The organism is Streptomyces sp. NPDC101166, from assembly GCF_044768125.1.
Taxonomy (GTDB): Bacteria; Actinomycetota; Actinomycetes; order Streptomycetales; family Streptomycetaceae; genus Streptomyces.
Genome location: NZ_JBIWPF010000027.1, coordinates 1 through 23772, shown reverse-complemented (window position 1 = coordinate 23772; position 23772 = coordinate 1). Strand labels below are relative to the sequence as shown.

The following is a 23772-nucleotide window of genomic DNA, read 5'->3' as shown; positions in this document are numbered from 1 at the left end:
GCCTCATGCGGGTCCGGCCGTTCCAGCCTAGGCGGGAGAAAGACGCCGGGAGCAACTGCCCCGGGAATCGCGGAGGAATACCGTACCCATTGTCGTGCGGGCTGTTGCCGATTGCCGGACGGGTTGTTCAGTACCGGACGGTGATGCGTCTGGCGGGGCCGTCCACCCGTACGCGTCCTCCACAGGGGACGACCACCTGCGGGTCGGTGTGTCCCAGATCCACGTCGAAGACCGCCAGGGTCCGCGGGGCGTAACGGTCCAGTGCCGCCAGCACCGCCTCGCGCTGCTCGGCCCGGTGGGCGGCCCGCCCGCAGGGGTCGAGCGGTTTCCTGCGCGACCAACTCCTGGCCCGGCCCATGAGCAGAGCCGGGAACCGTCCCAGCAAACCGCGCTCCCCCATGTTCCGCAGTACGCGGTAAACCTCCACGGACCGGGGCATCTCCTCGGACGTCTCCAGGAACAGAACGCACCCCTCGTACGCCTCGGGCGGCTGGATCTCCCGGTCCGCCATCAGGAGCCACGAGAGCGCTTCCAGGTTGCCGCCCCAGGCTGTGCCCTCCACGACGGCGTCGGCGTTGTGCCAGATCCAGCCGGTGGCCGGCTCCATCTCGGGCTCACGCGTGAAGGTTTCCGGATCGTCCCAACGGCCGGTGACGTCACCCCACTCGCGGGCGAAGAACAGTTCGTAGTCACCGGACGTGAACAGGGCAGCGCGCAGGGACTGCGCGGTGAGCGGATGCATGGCGCCCGGCCGTCCGAACTCCACCATCACGGTCCCTCCGTGGTACCCGACGATCCCGAGGTTCCACAAAAGGACCAGCAGGTTGGTGTTGTCGCTGTAGCCGAAGAAGGGTTTCGGGCATGACCTCAGCAGGTCACGGTCGAGATGGGGGAGCACGGTGATCTGATCGTCTCCGCCGATGCTGGCGATCACCGCTTTCACGCGGTCGTCCGTGAATGCGGCATGGATGTCCGCAGCCCTCTCGGCCGGTGTCGCGCCGAGCTTCCGGGTCGTCGGATACTCGACGACCTCAAGCCCGAAGTCGGTGGTCAGGCGCTTGACTCCGAGCTCGTAGGGAAGCGGCAGACGTGCGGGCACGGCCGCGGAGGGCGACAGCACGGCAACCCTGTCTCCCGGGCGGGCCTTGTCGGGGTAGGTCCAGACGGGCATCCGCCGATCCTAGGGTCGATGCCCGCGGTTGAGGGGCCCTTTCACCATGAGCGCCCGATGAGGTCGCGTGGTCCGGCACCGTGCCGGGTCCGGCCGTCGGTGGCGGTCGGGGCCGGCCGGTGAACGCGCGGCGCCCGACTCGCGGACGGCCGGACCACGCCTCGCACCGTCCTCGCCCGGGAAGCGAGGTGGCCGGGAGGCAGAGGTCCGGGACGTCGCGCACGTGGTCGTGCCATCACCTCGGGAGCGGAGGCTTCACCGCCGAACCGGTGCTGTTCCACCCCTCCGGGAGTTCGTTCGCGAGGTCGACGCACCGGTGCGTCGACCTCGCGAACACCTCACGAGGGCTCTCCCCCGCCGCCCCGGCCAGTACCGGCACCACCAGGAGTGCGAGGCCAGCCGCGGCCAGACGCAGTCCACGGTGGCCGATGAGCCCGCGCATGTACTTGATCATCAGTCAATCCCCTTCGATCAGCCGGCACCTGCGGCCTGCCGTCGGTCCGATGGTGGCAAAGGTCGTTCAACGGCCGATCACCACACGAGCACCGCGAGAAGATGCGGCCGGCGTCGGCGCGCGAATCCCGTGGTGATCGAGGGCCCGGCGGACGAGCGCCGGGACATCGCCGTTGATCGGCAAACCCCGTTCCCCTCAGCAGCCGAGGACGGGCCCGGCCACCGGATCCGTCAACTCGTCGAGCAGCGACGCGACCGTGTCGGCGTCGGGCAGGCCGAGTCTCCGGTACAGCTCCCGTGCGCGTTCCAGGGCGCCTCGGGCGTCGTCCGTTCGCCCTTGATCCATGTACACCCGACCGGCCACGACCAGTGCGTTGGCCTGATCGCGCTGGTCGCCGAACTCCTCGCAGGCCGACAGGGCCCGCCGGGCCTGCTCCGCCGCCCGCACCGGGCTCCCGAGCAGCCGCAGGGCATCGGCAAGCCGGTACCGCGCCTGGGCCTCACGTCGACGCAGACCGATGGCCACACAGAGTTCGAGGCAGGCTGTCAGATCGGCAGCCGCCTCCTCGTACCGTTCCAGTTCATGGTGCGCGAGGCCGAGAACATAGCGGGCGTAGGCCTCCCCGGCATCGTCACGGAAGGTCTTCAGCAGGGTCAGCACGTCCCGGCAGATGCGCACCGCGTCGTCGGCCTGGCCGGCACGGATGCGCGCGAGGGCGACGTTGACCGTGCTGACGACCTCTCCCGAACGGTGTCCTAGGTCCCGTGCGATGGCTATGGCCTCTTCGTAGTACCCGATTGACTGCTCGTGACGGGACATCAGCGCACAGGCCAGGCCCAGGTCGTTGAGCGCCTGGCGCAGGATGAAGGCATCGCCGGCCTCGCGACAGGCCTGCACGGCGAGCAGCGCTTGGCTCCTGGCCTCGCCGAGCCGGGACTGGCTCAACGCGATGTTGCCGCAGAGGAACCGGGCCCGGCCCTCCGCCTTGCGGTCTCCCGCCCTGGCGGCCGCCTCCGCCAGGGGCACCACCGTGCTCACCGACAGCTTCACCAGGATGTCCGCGGTGAACGGGCTGAGCGCGATGAGCAGGTCGATGACGGGGCCGACGACGGGCACACGGCCTGCACGGTGGGCGTCCTCCGGCCCGTCGGCGACAACCGCCCGGGTGATCTGCTCCACCAGCGCGTAGGCATTCTCGCCCTCGCTCGCCGCCCAGGCACGTGCCTCAGCCGCGCTCGTCAGGGGCAGACCGCTGGACCGGGCCGACCGCAGGGCGCCGCCCATGGGGTCTCCCGGAACCGCCTGCTGAAACGCGGAGCAGGCAGTGGCCAGCAGATGGTCGAGGAGACGGTCGACGGCGTCGGCGGTGGCGACCGGATCGGCCTTGGCCTTCCGCCGGGCGAAGGCGCGCAGCAGGTCGTGGTAGCCGTATCGGCCCACGCCGGGGGATTCCAGCATGGCCACGTCGACCAAGGACTCCAGCAGGTCCTCGGCCTCGAAGACGGGAATGCCCAGCAGAGCGGCGGCCCATGTCAGGGGCGCCGCAGGGCCGTCGACAGCGGCGACCAGTCGGAAGGCGCGGGCCTGCTCCTCCGTCAACTGCTCGTAGCCCAGCTCGAAGGTCGCCTCGACGGCGAGGTCGCCGACGCGCAGCTCATCGATGCGCCGTTGCTCGTCGACCAGCCGGTCGCTCAGACTCCCGATGGTCCATCTGGGCCGGGCGGCCAGTCGGGAGGCGACGATCCGCACCGCCAGCGGCAGGAATCCGCATGCTTCGGCCAGGGCCAGGGCCGCTTCCGGCTCGGCTGCCACTCGGTGCTCACCGATCACCTGGCTGAGCAGTTCGATGGCCTCGGGGGGGTGGAAGCCCTCAAGGTCGGACTGCAGCGCGGCGGGCAGCCCGGGCAGCCGGCGCCGGGCGGTCACCAGGACGACGCAGCCGGCCGATCCCGGCAGCAGGGCCCGCACCTGGGCGGCATCCTTCGCGTCGTCCAGGACGATGAGCAACCGGCGTCCGTCGACAGCGGACCGGAACAGCGCGCCTCGGGCCGCCAGGTCGTCGGGCAGGCTCTCGGAGGCGATGCCCAAGGCGGTGAGGAAGCCGGCCAGCACCGTCCCCGGGTCCGCCGGCACCGTGTCGCTGCCTCGCAGATCGGCGTAGAGCTGTCCGTCCGGGAAGGAAGCTCGCGCCCGGTGTGCGACGTGGAGTGCCAACGTTGTCTTCCCCACCCCGCCCATGCCGACGATGCTCACCATCGCCAGAGCCTGGCGGTCAGGAGCGGTCAGTGCTAAGCACAGTGCGGTGGCAAGGGGCGTCCGCCCGGTGAAATCGACCGCGTCGGCCGGTAGTTGCGCCGGCCGCGGCAGCGCCGGGGCGCTCGGTTCCAGCTTCCGGGCGCGGCTCGGGCCCGCTTCACCGCCGTGCGCTCCGGTGGCGGCGCCCGCCCCGCTCGGGGCCGCTCCCACGGTGGGCTGTGAGAGGCCGTACGCCGCGCGCGTGGGGGCACTCGGCACCAGGGTGGGATCGCCGTCGAGGACGCGTCGGTGCAGGTTCTGCAGTTCGACGGTGGGCTCGACGCCGAGTTCGTCGATGAACGTCTGCCGCGCGGCACGGAACACGGCCAGCGCTTCCGCCTGTCTCCCGGTCTGGTAGAACGCGCGCATGAGCAGGCAGTAGGGACGCTCCCGGAAGGGGTCCTGTGCGGTGATGCTCCTCAGCTCCGGCACGCAACGAGCGGCCTTGCCCAGTTCCAGATCGAGGGATATCCGTTCCTCGAGCAGGACCAAGCGCAGCTCGCTGAACCGCTGACGGTGGTACTCCGCACAGGGGCCGGGTATACCGGCCAGTGGTTCTCCCTCCCAGAGCGCCAGCGCGCTGTTCAGCAGGTCGCGTGATTCCTCCAGCCGGCCTGCGGCGCCGGCCCGCTCGGCCTGCGCCGCCAGGCTTTCGGCCCGGAGCGCGTCCACCGAGTCCGTCGGCAGGATCAAGCGGTAGCCGTCACCGTCGGAGACCAGGACGCTGGGCGCCGCCCGGTCGCTCTCCAGTACTTTGCGCCAGCGCCAGGCGAACGTACGCAGGGTGGTCATGGCGGCGTTGGGCGCCTCTGCCCCCCAGATGCCGTGGATCAGGTCAGCGGCCCCGACCGGCCGGCCGGGACGCATGAGCAGCAGAACGGCGAGCATGGCCTGCTGCCTCGGCCCGCCCAAGTGGAGATCTCTCGAACCCAGACGCCCCCGCATCGGCCCGAGCACAACGAATCGCAGATCGTTCAAGCGGCTTTCCTGTCTTGGTCTGGGCATGCCGAAGTAGCCGCAGCTTCGAAGTCCCCCGCGCATGGCCGTTCACGGCTCACCCGGCAGTTGTGTTCTCGCCACGTCGTCGCCCCCGGCGTGGGGCGATCCGGTGTGCATTCTGTGTGTGACAAGTGCGCGACAGTGTACCGGACGGTACAGTTCCCGCTTGAGTGACCGAGCGGGACCTCCAGAGCTCCGAAGACACCGGATGGGCAGGTCCGCAGCACGAGTTCGGATCGCGGGACGGCGGATGGGTCGAGGCGGTCATCCCGATCGAGGGCACCGAGCAGGCATGCGGCGAGCTGCTGCGGCTCGGTGCAGACGTCGAGGTCGTCGCACCGGCCGAACTGCGCCAGGCCATGGCCGCCACCGTAGAGGTACTCGCCCGAGCATACGAACGCCACTGACGCCAGAGCACCCCTTCGGAGGTGTGCTGTCAGTTCTCGTGAACATCGGCCCCGGCGCCAACGGGGCGCCTCCCAAGAGTTGAACAACTGCTGGTGAGGCTCGTGGAGAGAACCAGGCGGCCGCCGTCGCGGAAGTAGATCTCGCCCAGGCCTTCGGCGGCGATGTCGCGCAGCCGGCGCTCACTCGCGTCGGCGTCCTGGGCGTCGAGGAGGCGGGCCGCGCAATGGGGCGCTGCTGGTGTTGAAGGTGGACCTGCACGGAGCGGCAACACTGCCCTGGGTGAACAACGACCGCACGCGCAGCGCTGGCTACACCCATCGGGCGAGCTCGTTAGACCGCGCCATCCCCTCTGGCCGAGGTGATGTCAGGCGGCGCGCTTCACGTGGCGGACCAGCCACATCAGCAGGGCATCCAGGTCGGCGGCGGCCGAGAGGACCCGTTCGACCGCCTCGGGAGTGTGCAGCCACTCCTCGCAGCCGAGGGGGCGGGCGGCGATCAGCGAACGGTGGCGCAGCAGGTCCATACGGGAGTGGTCCGTCGGATAGCCGCGCGGGGGGCGTTTCATCACGTCCCCGGAGATGTCGTAGCCCTTGTGCCGCACGTCTTCGACGATGGCGGACAGTTCGCCGCCGCTCCCCTCGGAGGCCACGGCTTTGCGGAACATGTCCACCTGGCCGGGATCGGGGTACCACCAGGCGCCCTGGATCCGCAGGCCGTCCAGGTCGAACCGGAGACCGATCTCGATCTTGCGGCCGAGCCGGATCACCGCCCCCTGGTGCTGCCACCACCAGGAGTCGGTGCGGTAGTGCCAGACGGAGAAGTCCTCGTATCGGGGGTCGGTGTCCGCGACCGCGTTGAGCAGGGCGATCATCGGCTGCCGGACCAGGCGTTCGCGGTCCGCGCGGTGGCGCTCCCGAGTCGCGTGGCTCGGTTCACCCTGGAGCTGCCACAACACATCCATGGCCTGCTCCGGCCAGCCGGTGAACTGTGCACGCATGCGCGGAGGATAGCTGCCAGACCTGGCAAGCATGGATCAGTCCAGGAGGAGGACGCGCTGGCCCTGCAGCGTTGAGTCCTCGGGCTTCGAGCAGGTCCCATCAGGTGTAGAACACCGTGGCGGCCGAGTACCGCAGTGGCGAAGGCCAAGGGCAGGACGATCCAGACATGCCACAGGCGCAGGTCGCGTCGATGACTTCGTTGATCCTCGAACCGGCCCCTCGGGCACCCATCAATCTTCATTGACGCAGGAGCGCCCGGACATCGTGCCGTGCGAGCGTACCGGACCGGTCGAGGACCTGGCGGCCTTCACCATCGACTGGCTCGGTGAGATCCTGCGTCGACCGGCGCTACGGTACGACGTTCACCACTACTGACCGACGCGCCGCTCACCTCGAGCTCAGTCCGACGCTGGGCATCTCCGCATTCGGCCTCATGACCGCTTCCCTTCGTCGGAGCGCTTTCACCACTGCTCCGCTCGCCGACCGAGGCGCTCAGTCACATCGTGGGGAGGCGGGCACCAGTCCGGTTCCGGTGAGGCAGCCGTCGAGGACGTCGTGGCGATATTGGAGTTGCCGTAGGCCCCGCCGGACGGCGGTGATCAGGTCGTGAGGGTTGGCGAAGGCGCGGTTGGCCGTGGTGGTGCGTCGCAGTACCGACCAGATGCCTTCTACCGGGTTGAGGTCCGGTGCGTAGGGCGGGAGTTGGTAGACGGTGAGCCAGTCGCGTTCGGCGATGTAGCGGCGCATCCCGGCGGTTAGGTGGGAGTTCAAGTTGTCCCAGACCAGCACGATCGGGCCGCCGAGCTGCTGGTGTGCGGTTTGGATCAGGTCGCGGTAGTCCTCCCAGGAGAAGCTCTTGCGTCCATCTGGCCGGGCGTCCGGGCAGGGCCGGTAGATCAGCCGTGAGCGTTCGCCGGGTTTGTAGCAGGCCAGGGCGGCGACGGACAAGCGGCGGCGGGAGCGGCCCCGCACGCGCACGACGGGAGTGCGGCCACGGCGGGACCAGGTATGGCGGGTGGGCGGCGTCATCGAGAAGCCGGCCTCGTCCTCGAAGACGAGCCAGGCATCGAGCGCCGCCACGGTCCTTCCACCTGGGGCCAGGTCTCCGCCACCCAGCCGGCCACTGCCGCCTCGTCGCGCTCCACCGCCCGGCGGGCCGGCACCTGGCAGCTCCAGCCGTGCCGTTTGAGGAGCGCGGCGACACCCTGCACGGTGCAGCTCTTGTGGAACCGGTGCCCGATGAGGGTCTTGATCCATGACAGGGTCCACGTCTGGTCCGGCCAACCGTGCGCTACCGGCCCCTTGGCCAGTTGCACCCCCAGCACGGCAAACCGCTCATCACTGAGCAGCGGCAAGGACGCCGGTCCCTTGGAGACCAAAGCTCTCGGCCCGTCCTGGGCCCAGGCCCTGCGCCAGCGCTGCACCGATCGGACGCTGACCCGCAGGTCGTGCGCGATGACCGTGTTCTCGTCGCCCAGGGCGAACCGCTCGGACGCCTCCAACCTCAGCTTCTCGCGGAAGGCCCGCCGCTCGTCGGTCAGCCCGCCCCCTTGCGCATACCTCATGCAGTCGGCATACCGCAGGGGTCACGAGCCGTCAGCCCCTGCCGACACCACGCTTTGAAGCTCAGCAGACGTGACAAATTTCAGCGATCGCACTGAAGTCATTCATGCGCTACTGAAGCCTCTACTGAAATGAATTGTGCGGTACTGAAAACTTCAAAGCCGCCCGACAACCGGCTCTCGACCAGATCACGAAGCGGCGGTGAGCCGTTGACTTCGACATGCCGAAACAGGGCGGAGCTGACGCCAGGCGCAGCCGCTGACCAGGACATCGCGATCGCCTTGTCCCATCGGACCATCCGTTGCCGTCACTGCCCTGGTTCGGAATCCATCAGAGTGTCCCCGGCCCCGCCCCGAGCCGCCGGTCAGAACCCGGAAGGCGCCTCGATGTTCGTGCTGATCTTGCCGTGCTGGGAGTGCGACCCGTAGGCGACCCTGATGAAGATGTTGGAGCTGCGGCCGTTCAGCGTGGCGGTCTTCGTCGTCCAGACACCGTCGCACTCGCTGAACGAGGCGCTCTTCCCCGAGTCGGATGCGATCGCGTTCGCCTTGGCACACACACCGTCGGTGTCGTCGTCGAGCAGCTGGAACTTCACGGTCTGCCAGTAGACGTTGTCGTGGATGTTCTTGCCCCAGGTGACCGTGCAGTTCCTGGTCCTGGCGTGGACCGTGCCGCCGCTGTCCGAGACGTACAGCGATGCACAGTTGACGGTCCTGGTGCGGTCGCCGGTGTCGGCGGAGGCCGTTGTCGGCGCGACGGCCGCACCGACCAACGACACGGTCAACGCCAGACCGGAGACGGCCGCGAGCCTCGGCCGTGACAGGCGGGGTGAGGATACGGACGAGGAAGCGGACATGAGAGTCCCCTTTCTGGAATCACTGGTTACTGGGATCACCACGACGGCCATGCCCGCGCGGGCTCTCAGAGGTCGTGCGGCGCATACGTGCATCGTGCCGCCAGGACCTTGCGGAAACCTTGTGGCACGCGTGCCGGTCCCGGTACGGCGCCCGATGGCATCCATGGCCGCGGTACCGGCATTGCTCCACCACCGCGGCGGTGCGGTCGGTTTCGGCACAGCGCGGCGCTCAACCGGAGCATCGTCACCGACATCCCCGGCCTGCTGCTCGGGGTGGTGCTGGTCACGGCCACAAGCGTGCAGGACTCCGTCGCCGGCACCCATTTGGCCGACGAGGCGGTCGCACCGCCTGTCCCGCCATCAGCAAGGTCTGGGTCGACGACGGCTACCGCCAGTACTTCATCGGCCACGCCGCCCCAGGAGGTAGGTGGCGCGTTGGTACTGCGGGTGCATCGCGTCGCTGGTGACCACGTATCGGCCAGACCGTGGATGCTCGCCAGCAGCTGCTGGAAGCAGGTGCTTCGGTCCATTGAGCCTAAAAGCCCCTGACAAAGCCGTTGAACGTGGCGGTGGGTGATCAGGCAGACTCGACTCCCTCCTCGGCCTGAAGGGCGCCGAGGCACCGCTCCCAATCGTCCAGGTCCTCCAGCGACACCTGCAGCCCGACCCGTCCGCTGACGAAGACGCTCTCCACGACGATTTCGCCGGCGTAGTACCGCTCTTCCCCCATTCGCAGAGGATCGCTGCATCTCACCTCAACGGTGACGCTCTGGACCGGGTCTGCGAACCGGAAGAGTTCGACCGCCTGCACTTCGTCGATCACAGCTGCTGCCTCTTGAACACTCGATGGACCAGGTTGCCCTTGATCCTCTCCCACGCTCTGTCTCAGCCGACAGCCCCACGAGGCACATGCGGGACATCCCTTACGCGGCGAAGCCGATGTTCTCGACGTACTCGTACTGGCCCCACTGGGAGCCCAGGTCGGGCAGGACATCGACGGTCCAGGCGTCGTCCAGGCCCCGGTGGTCACCGGCCGCCCAGGTTCCGACGATCCTGTCCCAGCGGCGTACATTCATCGTCCGGTGTGGCACGACTCGCTGGAACCGTCGCTCCACGCCGGACTGGTCGAGGGGGTGGATCTCCACGCGAGTTCCGCGGCCCTCTCGGTTGAGTCGGGCGGCGAGGTGGCGGGCGACGTTGCGGCGCCGCACCGCCTTGCAGGCGGCCTCGATGCGTTCCAGGTTGGCCTTCGAGGGACGGCGTTCGCCCTTCAGCCATGCCTTCAGCGTCCGGTCGCTGACGGTCAGTCCGGCGTCCTTGGCCGCCTTCCGGGCCCTGTCCGACGTCGTCAGGTAATGCAGGCGTGCCATCAGGCCGCGCCTGGCGGTCACCGGAGTGGCGATGTGAGCGGCGAGCCGGTCGAGCTGGCGGGCGACGGCTTCGCTGCCCTTGATCCCGTTCGCGCCGAACTTCCCGAAGTCGATGTTCTTCTCCGGCATCTACTGCCCCTGCCCCGTGTCGGCTTCGGTGCCGGTTCCGGCGGTGTACGTGTCCTTGACCTTGACCTCGGTGACACCGCGGCCTTCGGGGAAGACACGGCGCCAGTCTCCGATGACGTGGAGTTCGTCGGTGCCCATCGCCCGCACGACCGTCAGTCCCGCGTCGTGGGCCTTGAGCGCCTTCATCCAGAGGTTGGCGAAGGCCTGGGAGCGGATGATGTGCATCCAGTCCGGGCGGTAGAGCGCCCGGTTGTAGTTCGACTCCCCCATCGTGGACACGAACTTGGAGTACATCGCCTTCACGTACTCCAGCGTCAGCCCGTCGCCGTCGGCGATCGCGGTGTCTCGGGCGTCCTTGAGGGCGATCCGGAATTTCTCCAGGAGGTTCTCGGTGGCGCCCGAGGTGTACGACTCGTGGATCTCGGGCGGCTCGCACAGGCGGTGCTTCGGTCCGGACAGGCGCAGCAGCAGGCGCAGGATCGGTTCGGTGACCCACAGGGGTCCTGGTTCGTCGCGCCGGCCGATCGGGTTGGGCAGCACCGCGTCGTGCTCCCAGGCGGGCGGGGTGATCAGGTGGACTCCGGCGCGGCGCCGGTCGTGCGTGAAGCCCGTGGCGTGTTCCAGCCGGCCGAGCGGGAGGTGGGTCTTGAGGGCCGAGAGGTAGGCGCCGTTGATGTCGAGTGCGGTGACCTCGTGGCGGCCGGGCGGAAGCGCGGTGCGGGTCCATTTGGGGCGGGCCTCCCAGATCCGGTCGGCGCCCCTGGAGGTCTGCTTCTTGAGGACGTCGGGGACCCAGGGGTGGGCGATCACGTCGTAGCGGGCGCCCTTGCGGGTCTCGTCCAGCAGGCGCATCGCGTCCGGGATGGCCCGCTTCAGCAGCACGGCGCTTGCGGCTTCGACGTCGCCCCGGTACTCGGCGAGCACGGAGTGCACCGCTTCGTGGATCAAGTCGGCCGGCCCGGAGGGCTCCTGGAACGCCCGCCCGCGCGGGGCCGCGCCTTGGCCGCCGGCCGGACTAGGCGGGGTGTGCGCAGGGTTCGCCTGGCAGCCGGAGGGGTCCAGATGCTGAGCGAAACCCGCCACTCGCCGGTTGGCCGGACGACCGCACAGCACACACGGCTCGGACACGGCGAGCAGCTCCACCTCGTCCTCGTCGTGGCCGGGTTCGGTCGAAGACGTGGAGGGGACGGCCGCCGCAGCAGCGCCTGATGGCGCGGACCGCTCCGCAGCCGGCACCGCCACGGTCTCGGTCTCGGTGGCGGAGGCGGAGGCGAGTTTGGCGTTCAGCCCGTCCAGCAGATACGCGTACTTGGCGCGGACCTCGCCGGACGGGTCCCGGCCGCCCTCCCACCCGCTGAGGGTGGAGGGGCTCACCCCGAGTGCACGGGCCGCCCGCGCCTTGGACAGCCGGGCCCGCTCCCGCAGCTCGCGGCGTACCTGGCAGGGCGGGAGTTCCGCCTCCGGGCCGACGGCGTCGAGCAGCGAGTCGATCGCGTCGAAGTCGCTCACCGGCTCGTCCCCTTCGTCTCGGACCGGACGGAACGGCGCCGGTCGGACCCGCCGGCAAGTCCAGGGAGCCGATGCCATGATGCTCGTGCTCGGCCCGGACATCCATGTCGCACAGACTCCATGACACGGCACCTGACCGCCGACGCGACACCTGCGTCAACGCGGCCACCGTCAGCCGCAACGACTCTTTCAAGGTCGACATCTCGCGACCCCTTTGTACCCGAGTCGATGTGAAGTCCGCATGAATACCAGCGAATTGCTGTCAACGGTGCACGGGCCCTTTCAACTTCCCGGTCGAGCGATGTCGTTGCGGAGGAGGGCTGTACCGAGGGGGGTGAGGGTGTGGAGGACCGCGGTGCCGGTGCGGGTGGTGGTGATGAGTCCGGCTTTGCGCAGGACGGTGGTGTGCTGGCTGGCGGAGGGCAGGGAGATGCCCACGTGGTCGGCTGTTTCGGTGGTGGTGGCGGGGCGGCGGAGACTGGCGAGGACGGCAGCGCGGGTGCGTCCGAGCAGGGGGCCGAGAGTGTCGGCGGCATGCGTGGGCTGCTCGTCGGTGTGCAGGGGGTAGGTCAGTGTCCAGGGTTCGCCGGGACGGTGGCCGTACATCGGTCCCAGGGCGAAGTAGGAGGGGATGAGGATCAGGCCGTGGCCGCCCAGGTACAGGTCGGTGGGGTCGCAGTGTGAGGGGATGTGCCAGGTCGGTGACTGCCAGTGCCAGGTGGGGACGAGGGTGGCGAGCATGGCGTCGACTCCGCCGCGCAGCAGTGTCTCGGCGCGCAGGGCCCGGTCGGCGACGGCGGTGGCCTGCATCTGCGGCCACAAGGGGGCGAGGGTTGAGTCGAAGTAGCGCAGAGTGTCGCCTGCCAGGATCTGCCGGCCCCTGGTCGTGCCGTCGGCGAGCTCCCGCAGCTTTTCGCTCTCGCGGGCACGGCTGTCGAGGAAGGCGATCTCGTCCGCCAGTTCCCGGGCCGGTGTGGCTGCGGCTCGTTCGACGCCGTCGTGCAGCGTGGGTGTCGACAGTTGGAAGAAGAAGTCGAGCAGGCCGCCCTGACGGGGATCCAGGTCCAGCAGGACCCCGGCTCGGGGAGCCAGGCTCCGGACGATCTTGCTACGCCACTGCGTGAGGCCGGGACGCGACCGGACCATTCCGGTCGGTCCCGTGCGTAAGTAGCGGACGCTGAGTGCGGCTTCCAGCAGCGCGTTCGGGACGGGCGCGACGGTGATCTGGCGCAGGTCGGCTTCGGTGAAGTGGATGCGCAGCATGAGTCCGATCCTCGGCCCGGTCTGACCCTTTTGGCCACGGATGAAAGGCATGGCGACCGGAATGCGGTGAAGGCAGGCTCTTTCTCACCACCGAGGCTCGGCAGCAACGCACCACCGGTAGGCGGTCTGTCGTCGGGCGATCACCGGTGGCCGAGCATCTACGGCCTTCAACCGAGGGAGAAAGACATGCGACTTCGCCATGCCGTCGCCGTTTCGGCGACGGGAGCCCTGCTCGTGCTGGGCTCCATGACCGCAACCGCCCAGGCCACGCAGGGCTCCCCCTCCGCACGCGCCACGGGGGCGACGGACGCTGTGTCCGTGACGACCACTTACCGGTGCTCCTACCAGGGCTATTGGTACACCGGCACGGCCACGACCAGTTACGGCGACACCGGGGCCCGGGTCAAGGAAGTGCAGTGCCTCCTGTACAGCTCCGGGTACCTCCAGCGGAGCGACGTGGACGGGGCCTTCGGCTCGGTCACCCGGTCCGCCGTGCGCCGCTTCCAGGCCATGTACCAGTCCGAGTGCAACCCGCTGGTCGTGGTCGACGGGATCGTCGGCGTCCGCACCTGGGCGGCGCTCCGCAGCGCGTGTCCCGCCTGACCCGCCAGGCGGCGGGGCCGCTCCCCCAGCGCTGGTGTACCGGCGCCGAGCAGAGCGCCGCAGCGCGCCCACAACAGTGTTCAGCGACTTCCGGAAGGACATCCACCTCATGAAGAGCATACGGTTCCTGGCCTCGACGGCGCTGGCCTCCTCGCTGGTCGTGCTGGCCCCGGCGACGTCCGCGCACGCCGCGACCAGCGCCGACGTCGCGAAGGCGATCCTCAGTCACTCCCGCGGCATCACCCTCGCCACCACCCACGACAGCGGCGTCGTGGACAAGGCCGGCGCCAAGAAGAACGTCCAGGACACCGCTGCGGGTCACAAGGCCAGGCGCAGCCACTACGGCACCGCCCCCGGCGGGGTCGTCGCGCTCAACAAGACGATGCTGAACGCGATGCTCAAGCTGAACACCAAGAACCGGTTCACCTTCAAGGTCACCGAGATCGCCGGCGGCAGTCACTCGGCCGGCTCGGCCCACTACAAGGGCAGGGCGTTCGACGTCGGCACCGTCAACGGCTCAAGGGTGAGCACCAGCGGTCAGGGCTACACCAAGGCCAAAGCGTTCATGAGGGCCTGCAAGAGCTACGGAGCGACGCTGGTGCTCGGGCCAGGAGACGCGGGCCACTCCACCCATGTGCACTGCCAGTGGTGACAACCCTGTTTCCACCGGGGGCCAGGCCGATCGGCAACACTGCTGACGGGCTCTCATAGGCTGCGGCGTTCGCGTCCTGGCTGGAGCAGGTCCGGGCGATGTCGTATGACCAGTGTGCGGTGATCGTGCTGGGGCCCTCCCGAGACAGGCCCCCGCCGTCCGGAGGCGCGAAGGCGTCCGGACGGCGGGGGCCTGTGGGGTCGACGGGGCGTCAGGGCGCCTGCGTCGAAATCTCGAACGGCCGGGCCTGCGGGGCCGATTCGGTGCCGTCGGCGGCCACCGCGGTGACGACGTAGTAGTAGTACGCCCGAGCCAGGCCGGGGTCCGTGTAGGTCGGTTCCGTCACGCCCGAGGCGATGCGGTGCTCAGGGGTGAAGACGTCCTGGCCGGACGTGGACCGGTAGACGTTGTACGAGACGGTGGCACCCTGATCGCATGCTCCGACCTCCCAGTTGAGCCGGACGAAGTCCGCGCCCCTGCCTCCCCCGGTGATCCGGGGCGTGGCCGGGCCGGTCATCACAGGGCAGGGCACGGTGACTTCGGCCATCGGTGAGAAGTCGGACCACATGCTGTGCGTGCTGACGGCGCGCACCACGTAGTGCCACGTCCGGCCGGCGGGCACGTTCTCGTTCGTGAACGTCGTCCCGGTGATCAGCGGGGAGACCGAGGAGGCCGACGCGGGGTCCGAAGAGGTCGTGCGGTAGACGTAGTAGCCGGCCACGTCGGCCGACGTGCTGGCGGTCCATGTCACCGTGACGTTGCCGTTCTCGGCCGTCGCGGTCACCGAGGCGGGTGCGACCGGCTTCTCGTAGACCGGCAGGCGCTTGCCGTAGACGGTGCCGTAGCCGGGCTCGGGCATGGTGGAGACGTTGCCTGCCGCGTCGACGGCGCGGACGGTGTAGCCGAACTGCGCGTCGGCCGGGGTGCTGGCGTCCAGGTACTTGACGTCCCGCACCACGGCGATCTGCTCCCACGCGCCGAACATCGACTTGCGCATGACGACGTAGTGCTCCGTGTCGTCGGTGTTGGCCGTCCAGGCGAGGTGCACGCCGTCGGTGCCGTTCCACGCGTTCAGGCCGTACGGCATGTGCGGCGGGGTGACGTCGCCGGTGCGGGTGGCCGAGGCCGTCGCCGACGGGTCGGACTCCGTGCCGTGCGTCGTGACCGTCCTGACCTGGTAGTGGCGCACCTGGCCGATGGGCGCCGTGAAGTCGTCGTAGGCGGGGCCGGTGACGGGCGTTTCGGTCAGCCGGGTCCACGGGCCGGTGGCCGACTCGGCGGCGTAGACGTGGAACCGGTGGGACGCGTCACCGTCGTACCGCCAGCCGACGGTGTTGCGGTCGACCCAGCCGTTGGCGGAGACGTCTGCCGGCGGCAGGGGCTTGAGCTCGATCGCGTCCAGCCGGACGGGCGCGGAGTACGGGGAGGCGTTGCCAGCGGCGTCCAGGGCTCGCACACGGTAGTGGTAAGTCATGCCCCCGGCGGCGCTGACGTCGGTCAGGGCGGTGCTCGGGGTGGGAGTGGAGACGGGGGAGAACGGACCCTCGGGCGCGGTGGACCGCTGCACCTCGTACGAACTCGCCCCGCTCACCGCGGACCAGGAGAGCCGGGCGCCGAAGTCGTCGTGCGTGGCGGTGAGTCCGGTGGGGGCGGCCGGGGCCGTCTTGTCGGCGCTGACGACGCGCGCCAGGGCGGACAGCGGGGAGAGGTTCCCGGAGCGGTCGACGGCGCGGACGGCGTACTCGTAGGCGGCGCCGGTGGCCGGGGGTGTGTCGGTGAAGGCGACGCCGGTGACCGGGGTGCTGTTGCGCAGGCTCCAGGCGCCGGTGCTGCCCGTGCGGCGGTAGACGCTGTAGCCGGCCAGGTCCAGCTCGGAGTTGCGGGACCAGGCGAGAGTCGCCTTCAGGGTGGCTGCCGCGTAGCCGGCCTTCAGGCCGGACGGGGCCAGGGGGGCGGTCTTGTCGTAGGCCGCGCCGATGACGGGCTTGTAGGCGAAGGCGATGTCGGCGGTGCCGGTGAAGGCGGCGAAGTCCACGCGCAGGGTGTGGATCCCGCGCGGGACGGTGAGGCGGAGGGTCTTCTTCTGGGTCTGGTTGACGTTGCGCCACAGATCGATCTTGCGGTAGCCGTCGAGGTAGACGCGGGCTCCGTCCTGGACGGCGACGGTGAGGTCGAAGGGGCCGCCGGAGCCGAAGTCGCGGGTGGTGCTCCAGCGGACGCCGAAGTTGTCCCGCGGCAGGGTGACGCCGGCAGGGTCGCCGAGGCCGTAGTTCTCGGCGATGGCGGCATCGCAGACGGTGGCCTTCGGGGTGCCGGTGAGTGTGGTGTTGGCGTAGTACTGGGCCTTCCACACGCCGGCCGAGCAGGTCACAGCCGCCTGCGCGGTGGCAGGGAAGGCGAGTCCGCTCAGGGCGGTGACCAGGGAGAGCACGGCCGCGCCGGCGGTACGGCGCGTCACGCCGAGGGATATGCGCATCTGCTGACGGTCACACTTTCGATCGGGAAATGGGTTCACGGCGCGTACGCCGCCCCGATCGTGCCATTCGCAAGATCGCCCGCGGAAGGGGGTTTGCACGGAATCACATCAACCACTTCTCCGCTGCCGCGTGTCGGACGGCGGACGGCGCGTCACCTGCCCGCAGCGCCTCTGACGGAACGTCTCGGCGCAGCCCGCCGTCCCGACCAAAGCAGGCGCCGTATCCGGCGCCGGGCCCGGTGACCAGCTGTCAGCAACCGCGGCACAGCGGCCTGCATAACGCTCGTTTCCGCTACTTGCCCGGCCCGCCCCTTCCCTTCTTCGCGTTGCGGCTCCGCCAGAAGCCGATTCCCGCCGTGATGACGGTGATGACAACGATCATCACCATGCCGGTGGGCCAGAAGCCGGTTTTCGCCTGGGCGGCGAAATAGCAGAGTTCCACGGGTCTCTCCCTTTGGCACCGGTGATCGCATTCAGTCCCGACCGCCGAACGCGGCACCTCCGACGTACCCGCCTGCCGCTCCCTCAGCAATATGGGAGGCGTCCCGACCCGGACTCGATCACTGTGCCGACGAGCCCGAAGCCGTCGGCACGGACTCGGCCGCCCAGGTGTACTCGAACTCGGGCAACTCAAAGCCCTGCTCGAACACGCAGACCCGCTCGTCGGTACGGAGAGCGCCATGTCGCTCGTAGAAAGCGATGGCGCGCGTATTGGCGCGCAACACCTCCAGACAGACATCCCGCCCCGGATGCGCGGCGGCAGCCCAAGCGAGGGCGTGCCGGAGCAGTCGGCCCCCGATGCCGGAGCCAGTACGGCCAGGTCTGGCATGCAGATTGTCCAGAAGGACGCGGCCGTCGGGACGCGGAACGAGGTACACGAAACCGTCGATCTCGCCTCCGCTGACGGCCACGAACAGTCCTGCGTCCGGCTGCGGCTCGTCGACCCGCCCCAGCCACAGCGCCAGGCGGTCCTCGAACAGGGGGCCGCCCAAGAAATCACTCGGCATGATCCCTGCGTAGGCCGTACGCCAACTCTCTGCGTGAAGCGCCGCGATCTGCTCCACGTCGCCCCGCACGCCCGTTCTGATCTCCATGCCGGCGAGCCTCGCGTATGGCCTCGGGCGTTGTCACATCCGTAAGCCCCGACCGGCGATGAGAGATCACTTTCCAGACGGGGCACGGCGACCTCGACGCACTGGCCCCCCGGCGGGTTGCGCCGAGGGGCCAGGGTCCGACTTCGAGGGTCAGCGCTCTGTCGTACCGCTGTCGCGGTAGGTACGGCGCACAGCGTCGGCGCCCTTGTCGGTCTGGACGTCGTACTTGTCGCCCGTCCGCTCGTCGACCAGCCGCTCGGCGCCCGCGACACCCTTGTCGGCCTGGTCCGGATGGCCCTTCGCCATCTCCTTGGCCTTGTTCGCCATGTCTCCCAGCTTGCCCATGGGTACCTCCCACGATCGCGCGTGCGTTGTACTCAACCGCAGGTACCCTCCAGGCTCCGTCCATCACACCCAGGAGCCATATCAGCCAGGCTCGCCGGCGCGCGGACGGGTATCCATGAGGTCCGTATCGCCATGCCCGTCGTTGTATATCCGGTCACGCCCACCGCCAGGTGTCTTCCGGCCGGGCGGTGGCCGGACCGGGTGCGGTTGTCGTCGGACGTGCGGCACGGGATGCTGAGGGGGCACGAAGGGAAGCGGTGGTCATGGATCGTTTTCCGAAGGCGGCCGACGTCGACTTCCACAGTCCCCTGGACCTCTCCAAGGCCGCTGCCGCTGTGCTGGACGAGGAAGGCCGGGTTTCCGGGTGGGGTCCCTCGGCCCAGCGCCTCCTCGGACATTCCGCCGAGGACGTGCTGGGTCAGCCGGCCGCCAGGCTGCTCGCGGCGAAACCGGAGCAGCGGCTGTCCGGACTCTGCAAGGCTCACAAGCCCCGCAGCGCGGTCCTGGAGCTCTGCCGCCGCGACGGAGGCACCGTGCGCGCGGCCGTGACGTTCAGCCCGCTCGCGCACCACGGCGTCGCCGCGACCGTCGTGGTCGCGGCCGACCTGGAGACGCAACGTGCCTGGGAGGCGCAACTGGCGATGCTCCAGGGACTGGCGACCGAGTCTCCCGTCGGCCTGACCATCTTCGGCACCGACCTGCGCGTCGTCTGGGGCAACGTCTCCACCGATCTGGAGCTCGCAGGGGTCGCCCACTACGTCGGACGACCGGCCTCGGACCTTTTTCCCGAGGGCGAGTTCGTCTCCCGCCACCATCCTCCGGACGAAGAGCAGGTGATGGAGCACGTGCTGTCGACGGGGGAACCGATCCTCGGCATGCACTACCGCGGGCGGGCCCCCGTCGATCCGGTGCGCGAGCACGTCTGGTCCTGCTCCTACCACCGGCTGCTGGACGCCCGGGGAGACCCGCTCGGATTGTTCGAGGAGTCCCTGGACATCACCGAGCGCTACCGTGCCCAGGAGCGGCTGTCGCTGCTGGTGCGGGCAGGCAAGCGCATCGGAGCCTCGCTGGACGTGCGCCGTACGGCCGCGGAGCTCGCCGACGTGGCGGTGCCGCAACTGGCCGACGAGGTGCTGGTGGACCTGCCGCCGGCGGTCATCGAGGGGCGGCAGCCGCCGACGGGCTCGGCGCCGGGGCACAGTCTGCTGCGGATGCACGGTCGGACCCCGGAGGAGTTCCGGACCACTCCCGTCTCCTACCCGCCGTCGTCACCGCAGGCCACGAGCCTGACCACCAGCCGCCCCGTCGTCGACGCCTCCCCGCCCGAGACGACGGTCGAGGCGGCAGCGGCCACCTGGCATTCCTGCCTCTTCGTGCCGCTGCTCACGCGCGACGCGGTCCTGGGCCTCGCCACCTTCCGGCGCAGCAGCAATCCCGACCCCTTCGGAGCCGAGGAGCAGGCGCTCGCCGTGGAACTGGCCGAGCGAGCCGCTGTCGGCATCGACAACGCCCGCCGTTACACCAGCCAGCACGAGGCGGCTCTGGTGCTGCAGCGGAGCCTGCTGCCGCAGCGCCTTCCCGAGCTGAGCGGGGTCGACGTGGCGTACCGATACCTGCCGGCCGACAGCCGCGTGGGCGTGGGCGGCGACTGGTTCGACGTGATCCCGCTGTCCGGCGCAAGGGTGGGCCTGACCGTCGGCGACGTCGTCGGGCACGGCGTGCACGCTGCCGCGACCATGGGCCGGTTGCGCGCCACCGTGCGGACTCTGGCCCTGCTGGACCTGGATCCGGCGGAGCTGCTCACCCGGCTCGACGACCTGGTCGCGCAGGACTCGGAATCCTCCGAAGACGATGGGCTGAGCCACGACGAGGCTCTCGGGGTGACCTGCCTGTACGCGATCTACGACCCGGTCGGCGGCCGGTGCGTCTGGGCGAGCGCGGGCCACCCCCCGCCGATCGTGGCGGACGCGAGCGGGTCGGTGGCCTGGTCCGCGCTGCCGCCGGGGCCACCCCTGGGGCTGTGCGGCCTGCCCTACGAGAACGTCGAACTGAACCTGTCCGGCGACAGCGTGGTGGCGTTCTTCACCGACGGTGTCGTGGAGGACCGGCGCACCGACATCGACAGCGGGGTCGACCGCCTGGCCCAGGTGCTGACCTGGCAGCGATGCCCGGTGGAGGAGCTGTGCGACCGGGCTCTGGCGACCCTGCCGCCCGGCCCTCAGGCGGACGATGCCACACTGCTGCTCGTCCGCACCCGGCGTCTCGACGAGGACGACGTGGCGGATCTGGAGCTGCCGCCCGATCCGGCGATGGTGGCTCAGGCCCGCGCGCACACCGAGCGGCAGCTGGCGGCCTGGGACCTGTCCGAGCTCTCGTTCACCGCCTCACTCGTGGTGAGCGAGCTGGTCACCAACGGCCTGCGATACGCCAGCGGCCCCGTCACGCTGCGGCTGATCAGGGATCGCTGCCTGCTGTGCGAGGTCTCCGACAAGGCACACACGGCACCCCACCTGCGCCGAGCGCGCCGGGACGACGAAGGGGGCCGCGGCCTGTTCCTCGTCGCCCAGGTGTCCCAGCGCTGGGGCACGCGGTACACCGCCTCCGGGAAGACCATCTGGGCCGAACTGGCCGTCTCCTAGAGTTGCCGCGGGCCGGGTCGTTGCGGTCAGGAAGTGCCCAGGTCCACCTGATCGTGGCCAGCCGATGCACACGCAAGACTCCCGCGATCGGGGCCCGGCTCGGGTGATCGGATGGTCACGCTCGAGGCTCCCCGTTTGATCCTGCGCCGCCGGCGCGAGGAAGACGTTGCGCCCATGGCTGCCATCAACGCCGACCCGAGGTCATGCGGTGGATCCGTGACGGCAGCGTCCGTGACGAACAGCAGACTCGCAGCGGGACCCAGGTATGGGAGAGCGAGTGGGAGTCCCCGGAATTCGGCCTGTTCGCTGGAGAGGTCCGGTCCACTGGCGAGCTGGCCGGGTTCACCGGCCTTTCGGTGCCCGACTTCCTGCCGGAGGTACTGCCGACGGTCGAGGTCGGCTGGCGGCTCGAACGTCCCCACTGGGGGCACCAGGCCGGACCTGGTCCTGGCCGACAAGGCGTAATCCTCCCGAGCGATCCGCGAGCACCTGCGCAAGCGCGGCATCCGCGCAGTCATCCCCGTTCCCGCTGACCAGCGCAGCCACCGGCTCCGTCGGGGCAGCCGCGGTGGCAGGCCACCAGCCTTCGACCGCGAGACCTACAAGCAGCGCGACACCGTCGAGCGGTGCATCAACCGCCTGAAGCAGTGGCGAGGTATCGCCACCCGCTACGAGAAGACCGCCACCATCTACCTGGCCGGACTCCACATCGCGGGCGTCTTCCTCTCGTCCGCCCGGTGATCCAAACGAAACTGCCTAGTCGACCAGGCCGAGGACGTCCTCTGGGATCTTCCCGGCGGCTGGGAACGAGTGCTGATTGCCACCACCGAGAACCGCTACGCCGAGCACTTTCCGCTTCGAAGCGCGGCCGACGCGCCCCTCCCCCACTCATACGCGCCAGCGGGGTGCCCCAACCCGCAATGCGGGTGGCCCCGTCGGTCTTCTCGACCGGCAGGCGCGCCGAATCCAGGCCGCTGAGCGCGCAGCGCGCCTGCACGAAGCCTGGACCCAGGCCGTAGCCGCTATGCCACCGGTGCGGCCGCTATGGCGTCTCGTGCGGCTGCCGACGATCCGGGCCGAGTTCCCCGACATCGCGACAGCGGCTGCCAAGGACCAGATGACCTACCGCGGCTTCCTCACCGAGCTGCTGATGACCGTGCGACGAGCGGTTAGGCGGGATGCTGAGCGGTGTCAGCGGTAGAGGCGGTCTGCTCGCAGTACACGGGCCGCGTACGGCACGGCCGCGTCCTGGTGCCGCTCGGTGACGTGACGCAGCGCGCTACGGTGTCGATGGCAGCGTCGGCGGCCTGCTCGGTCTGTTCTGTTGGCGGGGCAGGGTCACGTCGGCGAGAGCTTGGTCCACGGAACCTCAACGACGGCGCGCGCTCAGCAACCAGACGAGATCGATCACTGCGATCGCCCCCCAGATCCAGCACACGACGGCGCCTCCGGTCGGCGTCAGCGCCGTGGCGAGGGCACCCAACCCGACGGTGCCCAGCACCACCCCGGCGCTGCGTCCCGACGCCACTGACGCGCGCAGCGGCCCCGGCTCAGTCAGCCGGTCGGCCAGGTAGGCATCGAAGGCTTCCGCGACCTGGTCGTCGATCTCGTCCCGCATCCGGGCATCCAGCGAGTCAGACATGGACGGCCGCCTGTTGCACCACGGCTGGCTGAACGGAAGCCACCCCTGGCAGCCGCAGCGCGGCGACAGCGCACAATATCGCCAGGGGCAGCTCCAGCGTGCAGGCCAGCGCCAATGAGAAGACCACGTCTCGCCCGGCCGTCACGACGTCGAACCATGCGTCGACCAGTAACAACACGGCCGTCGCGATCGACGCCAGCGGCGCCCGGTGGTCACTGCGCCGCACCAGCACCGCCGACGTCAGCAGACCGGCGATCTGCAACGCATCGAAGCCGACCCAGGCGACCCGCCAGTGCTGCGCCGGGTAGGCGTCCGGCAGCGTCGTCCACAGCACCGCGAGCCACGGCACCAACGCCACCCCCGCAGCCAGTAACACCCTCCCGAACAGGTCTATTCGCATCCCAACCCCCAGCCTGGGCACCTGCTGGCACCCTCCCGAACCAAGGTAGCGATTACAGAGATGTTCTGCAAACAACCTCTGCAATGACTGCAGAGAGTCTCTGCAGTACGCTGGTCGGCATGGTCGAGCGCACTGAGAAGAGAGTGCTCACCGGCCCGGACCTCAAAGCCTTCTACAAGGCCCTGTCCAACCCGGTGCGCCGCGACATCCTGAGCTACCTCGGAGAGCACGGTGAAGCGAACTCCACCAGCGTCGCCAAAGCGCTCGGCGAAAGCACCGGCACCACCAGCTACCACCTGCGCAAGCTCGCCGACCTCAAGTTGATCGCCGAGATCGAGGAGCGGTCCGCAGGCCGGGAACGCTGGTGGAAGTCGCTCATGACGGACATCTTCACGCCACCGGGCCTGGAGTTGACGGCCGATGAACGCGAGGCCGCGGTGAAGATCGGCGCGCTCAAGATGACCCATGACCTGAGCCTGGTCGTGAGCGCATACGCCGGGTACGACTCCTCCGCAGGCTGGAACCAGATCCACCGCGCCGGATTGCGGATGACGAAGGAGCAGGTCGCCACGTTCGTCGAGGAGTACCAGGCGCTGCTGCGTAAATACCTGCCGGAGCCCGGTGACCACCCACCCGACTCACGGCAGATGGCTGTACGCCTGGTGGTTGTGCCCGACGAAGGCCCCCGGCCCACCCTGCCCGCCGAGCCGGACGACCATGAGAGCCGCATCAGACGGCAGAGTCCTGTCATCGAGGTCGGCCCAGGGCAGTGACACCGCCCTCGCCTCGGCCGACCTGGGCTCTCAGGGGTTAGGGCGTGTTTCGAAAGTAGCGTCGTCCGCCCGGAGGGCGGGGCTCGCGGCGGCGATGGGGGCACCTCCCGCGCGAGTTCGGTTCGAGCGTGGG

General features: G+C 69.5%; 22 protein-coding genes and 3 pseudogenes. 7 read left to right on the top strand and 18 right to left on the bottom strand.

Annotation, left to right across the window (positions count from 1 at the left end; all coding sequences use genetic code 11):
• Positions 1-127 precede the first annotated feature (127 nt).
• The 3 genes from ACIRS4_RS32570 to ACIRS4_RS32560 form a co-directional block, all read right to left on the bottom strand.
• Positions 128-1171: a S66 peptidase family protein gene (locus ACIRS4_RS32570; protein WP_404202888.1), complete on the bottom strand. Its 1044-nt coding sequence runs from the start codon at positions 1169-1171 to the stop codon at positions 128-130.
• Positions 1172-1406: 235 nt separating this feature from the next.
• On the bottom strand, positions 1407-1625 hold the full coding sequence (locus ACIRS4_RS32565; protein ID WP_404202886.1) for a hypothetical protein: 219 nt from the start codon (positions 1623-1625) through the stop codon (positions 1407-1409).
• A 195-nt stretch (positions 1626-1820) separates the two neighbouring features.
• Positions 1821-4808, bottom strand: coding sequence for an AfsR/SARP family transcriptional regulator (locus ACIRS4_RS32560; protein WP_404202884.1), 2988 nt, complete (start codon positions 4806-4808; stop codon positions 1821-1823).
• 281 nt (positions 4809-5089) lie between these two features.
• On the opposite strand from ACIRS4_RS32560, the gene ACIRS4_RS32555 reads away from it, so the two are divergent.
• The gene (locus ACIRS4_RS32555) at positions 5090-5326 is read left to right on the top strand and encodes a WYL domain-containing protein (protein WP_404202882.1); all 237 of its coding nucleotides are present in this window, start codon (positions 5090-5092) and stop codon (positions 5324-5326) included.
• Between the two features lie 365 nt (positions 5327-5691).
• Here the strand turns inward: ACIRS4_RS32555 and ACIRS4_RS32550 are convergent, their stop codons facing one another.
• The 9 genes and pseudogenes from ACIRS4_RS32550 to ACIRS4_RS32510 all read right to left on the bottom strand — a co-directional run bounded on the left by ACIRS4_RS32550 (position 5692) and on the right by ACIRS4_RS32510 (position 13015).
• Positions 5692-6324, bottom strand: a complete 633-nt coding sequence (locus tag ACIRS4_RS32550) for a DUF2461 family protein (RefSeq protein ID WP_404202880.1) — start codon at positions 6322-6324, stop codon at positions 5692-5694.
• A 493-nt stretch (positions 6325-6817) separates the two neighbouring features.
• Complete coding sequence (locus ACIRS4_RS32545; protein WP_404202983.1) at positions 6818-7354, bottom strand: transposase; 537 nt, start codon at positions 7352-7354, stop codon at positions 6818-6820.
• Positions 7351-7890, bottom strand: a complete 540-nt coding sequence (locus ACIRS4_RS32540) for a winged helix-turn-helix domain-containing protein (RefSeq protein WP_404202878.1) — start codon at positions 7888-7890, stop codon at positions 7351-7353. Before ACIRS4_RS32540 ends, ACIRS4_RS32545 begins: the two co-directional genes overlap by 4 nt.
• Positions 7891-8026: 136 nt before the next feature.
• Positions 8027-8157 (bottom strand): annotated as a pseudogene (locus ACIRS4_RS32535) (transposase); the annotation flags it as partial.
• Positions 8158-8252: 95 nt separating this feature from the next.
• Positions 8253-8744 carry a hypothetical protein gene (locus ACIRS4_RS32530; protein WP_404202876.1) on the bottom strand — a complete coding sequence of 164 codons (492 nt, stop codon included), beginning with the start codon at positions 8742-8744 and terminating at the stop codon, positions 8253-8255.
• Between the two features lie 577 nt (positions 8745-9321).
• Positions 9322-9567: a DUF5959 family protein gene (locus ACIRS4_RS32525; protein ID WP_404202874.1), complete on the bottom strand. Its 246-nt coding sequence runs from the start codon at positions 9565-9567 to the stop codon at positions 9322-9324.
• Between the two features lie 100 nt (positions 9568-9667).
• The gene (locus ACIRS4_RS32520) at positions 9668-10243 is read right to left on the bottom strand and encodes a transcriptional regulator (RefSeq protein ID WP_404202872.1); all 576 of its coding nucleotides are present in this window, start codon (positions 10241-10243) and stop codon (positions 9668-9670) included.
• The gene (locus tag ACIRS4_RS32515) at positions 10244-11752 is read right to left on the bottom strand and encodes a helix-turn-helix domain-containing protein (RefSeq protein WP_404202870.1); all 1509 of its coding nucleotides are present in this window, start codon (positions 11750-11752) and stop codon (positions 10244-10246) included.
• 282 nt (positions 11753-12034) lie between these two features.
• Complete coding sequence (locus ACIRS4_RS32510) at positions 12035-13015, bottom strand: ArsR/SmtB family transcription factor (protein WP_404202867.1); 981 nt, start codon at positions 13013-13015, stop codon at positions 12035-12037.
• Between the two features lie 186 nt (positions 13016-13201).
• Here ACIRS4_RS32510 and ACIRS4_RS32505 point away from each other — a divergent pair, with 186 nt between their 5' ends.
• Both ACIRS4_RS32505 and ACIRS4_RS32500 read left to right on the top strand, forming a co-directional pair.
• Complete coding sequence (locus tag ACIRS4_RS32505) at positions 13202-13618, top strand: peptidoglycan-binding protein (RefSeq protein WP_404202865.1); 417 nt, start codon at positions 13202-13204, stop codon at positions 13616-13618.
• Between the two features lie 109 nt (positions 13619-13727).
• A complete protein-coding gene (locus ACIRS4_RS32500; RefSeq protein ID WP_404202863.1) occupies positions 13728-14270 on the top strand; it encodes a hypothetical protein in 543 nt (180 codons plus the stop codon).
• Between the two features lie 211 nt (positions 14271-14481).
• Here ACIRS4_RS32500 and ACIRS4_RS32495 read toward each other — a convergent pair whose 3' ends face one another.
• The 4 genes from ACIRS4_RS32495 to ACIRS4_RS32480 form a co-directional block, all read right to left on the bottom strand.
• A complete protein-coding gene (locus ACIRS4_RS32495) occupies positions 14482-16746 on the bottom strand; it encodes a fibronectin type III domain-containing protein (protein ID WP_404202861.1) in 2265 nt (754 codons plus the stop codon).
• A 292-nt stretch (positions 16747-17038) separates the two neighbouring features.
• Positions 17039-17188 carry a hypothetical protein gene (locus tag ACIRS4_RS32490; protein ID WP_404202859.1) on the bottom strand — a complete coding sequence of 50 codons (150 nt, stop codon included), beginning with the start codon at positions 17186-17188 and terminating at the stop codon, positions 17039-17041.
• A gap of 118 nt (positions 17189-17306) precedes the next feature.
• A complete protein-coding gene (locus tag ACIRS4_RS32485; RefSeq protein WP_404202857.1) occupies positions 17307-17840 on the bottom strand; it encodes a GNAT family N-acetyltransferase in 534 nt (177 codons plus the stop codon).
• Positions 17841-17990: 150 nt separating this feature from the next.
• The gene (locus ACIRS4_RS32480) at positions 17991-18185 is read right to left on the bottom strand and encodes an antitoxin (protein ID WP_404202855.1); all 195 of its coding nucleotides are present in this window, start codon (positions 18183-18185) and stop codon (positions 17991-17993) included.
• A 263-nt stretch (positions 18186-18448) separates the two neighbouring features.
• Between ACIRS4_RS32480 and ACIRS4_RS32475 the strand changes: the two genes are divergently transcribed.
• From ACIRS4_RS32475 to ACIRS4_RS32465, 3 genes and pseudogenes are all read left to right on the top strand, one after another.
• Positions 18449-20824: a SpoIIE family protein phosphatase gene (locus tag ACIRS4_RS32475; protein ID WP_404202853.1), complete on the top strand. Its 2376-nt coding sequence runs from the start codon at positions 18449-18451 to the stop codon at positions 20822-20824.
• Positions 20825-21027: 203 nt separating this feature from the next.
• Positions 21028-21195 (top strand): annotated as a pseudogene (locus ACIRS4_RS32470) (GNAT family N-acetyltransferase); the annotation flags it as partial.
• A 58-nt stretch (positions 21196-21253) separates the two neighbouring features.
• Positions 21254-21565, top strand: a pseudogene (locus tag ACIRS4_RS32465) (transposase); the annotation flags it as partial.
• 628 nt (positions 21566-22193) lie between these two features.
• Here ACIRS4_RS32465 and ACIRS4_RS32460 read toward each other — a convergent pair.
• Both ACIRS4_RS32460 and ACIRS4_RS32455 read right to left on the bottom strand, forming a co-directional pair.
• Positions 22194-22466, bottom strand: coding sequence for a hypothetical protein (locus ACIRS4_RS32460; RefSeq protein WP_404202851.1), 273 nt, complete (start codon positions 22464-22466; stop codon positions 22194-22196).
• Complete coding sequence (locus ACIRS4_RS32455) at positions 22459-22866, bottom strand: hypothetical protein (protein WP_404202849.1); 408 nt, start codon at positions 22864-22866, stop codon at positions 22459-22461. The genes ACIRS4_RS32460 and ACIRS4_RS32455 overlap by 8 nt, the downstream gene beginning before the upstream one ends.
• A 119-nt stretch (positions 22867-22985) precedes the next feature.
• Between ACIRS4_RS32455 and ACIRS4_RS32450 the strand changes: the two genes are divergently transcribed.
• The gene (locus tag ACIRS4_RS32450; RefSeq protein WP_404202846.1) at positions 22986-23639 is read left to right on the top strand and encodes an ArsR/SmtB family transcription factor; all 654 of its coding nucleotides are present in this window, start codon (positions 22986-22988) and stop codon (positions 23637-23639) included.
• The last annotated feature ends 133 nt before the right edge of the window (positions 23640-23772 follow it).

Coding starts and splice junctions, on each gene's coding strand:
- ACIRS4_RS32570 (WP_404202888.1), bottom strand. CDS start 1,171: ATGCCCGTCTGGACCTACCCCGACAAGGCCCGCCCGGGAGACAGGGTT.
- ACIRS4_RS32565 (WP_404202886.1), bottom strand. CDS start 1,625: ATGATCAAGTACATGCGCGGGCTCATCGGCCACCGTGGACTGCGTCTG.
- ACIRS4_RS32560 (WP_404202884.1), bottom strand. CDS start 4,808: ATGCTCGCCGTTCTGCTGCTCATGCGTCCCGGCCGGCCGGTCGGGGCC.
- ACIRS4_RS32550 (WP_404202880.1), bottom strand. CDS start 6,324: ATGCGTGCACAGTTCACCGGCTGGCCGGAGCAGGCCATGGATGTGTTG.
- ACIRS4_RS32545 (WP_404202983.1), bottom strand. CDS start 7,354: ATGACGCCGCCCACCCGCCATACCTGGTCCCGCCGTGGCCGCACTCCC.
- ACIRS4_RS32540 (WP_404202878.1), bottom strand. CDS start 7,890: ATGAGGTATGCGCAAGGGGGCGGGCTGACCGACGAGCGGCGGGCCTTC.
- ACIRS4_RS32530 (WP_404202876.1), bottom strand. CDS start 8,744: ATGTCCGCTTCCTCGTCCGTATCCTCACCCCGCCTGTCACGGCCGAGG.
- ACIRS4_RS32520 (WP_404202872.1), bottom strand. CDS start 10,243: ATGCCGGAGAAGAACATCGACTTCGGGAAGTTCGGCGCGAACGGGATC.
- ACIRS4_RS32510 (WP_404202867.1), bottom strand. CDS start 13,015: ATGCTGCGCATCCACTTCACCGAAGCCGACCTGCGCCAGATCACCGTC.
- ACIRS4_RS32505 (WP_404202865.1), top strand. CDS start 13,202: ATGCGACTTCGCCATGCCGTCGCCGTTTCGGCGACGGGAGCCCTGCTC.
- ACIRS4_RS32500 (WP_404202863.1), top strand. CDS start 13,728: ATGAAGAGCATACGGTTCCTGGCCTCGACGGCGCTGGCCTCCTCGCTG.
- ACIRS4_RS32495 (WP_404202861.1), bottom strand. CDS start 16,746: ATGCGCATATCCCTCGGCGTGACGCGCCGTACCGCCGGCGCGGCCGTG.
- ACIRS4_RS32485 (WP_404202857.1), bottom strand. CDS start 17,840: ATGGAGATCAGAACGGGCGTGCGGGGCGACGTGGAGCAGATCGCGGCG.
- ACIRS4_RS32480 (WP_404202855.1), bottom strand. CDS start 18,185: ATGGGCAAGCTGGGAGACATGGCGAACAAGGCCAAGGAGATGGCGAAG.
- ACIRS4_RS32475 (WP_404202853.1), top strand. CDS start 18,449: ATGGATCGTTTTCCGAAGGCGGCCGACGTCGACTTCCACAGTCCCCTG.
- ACIRS4_RS32460 (WP_404202851.1), bottom strand. CDS start 22,466: ATGTCTGACTCGCTGGATGCCCGGATGCGGGACGAGATCGACGACCAG.
- ACIRS4_RS32455 (WP_404202849.1), bottom strand. CDS start 22,866: ATGCGAATAGACCTGTTCGGGAGGGTGTTACTGGCTGCGGGGGTGGCG.
- ACIRS4_RS32450 (WP_404202846.1), top strand. CDS start 22,986: ATGGTCGAGCGCACTGAGAAGAGAGTGCTCACCGGCCCGGACCTCAAA.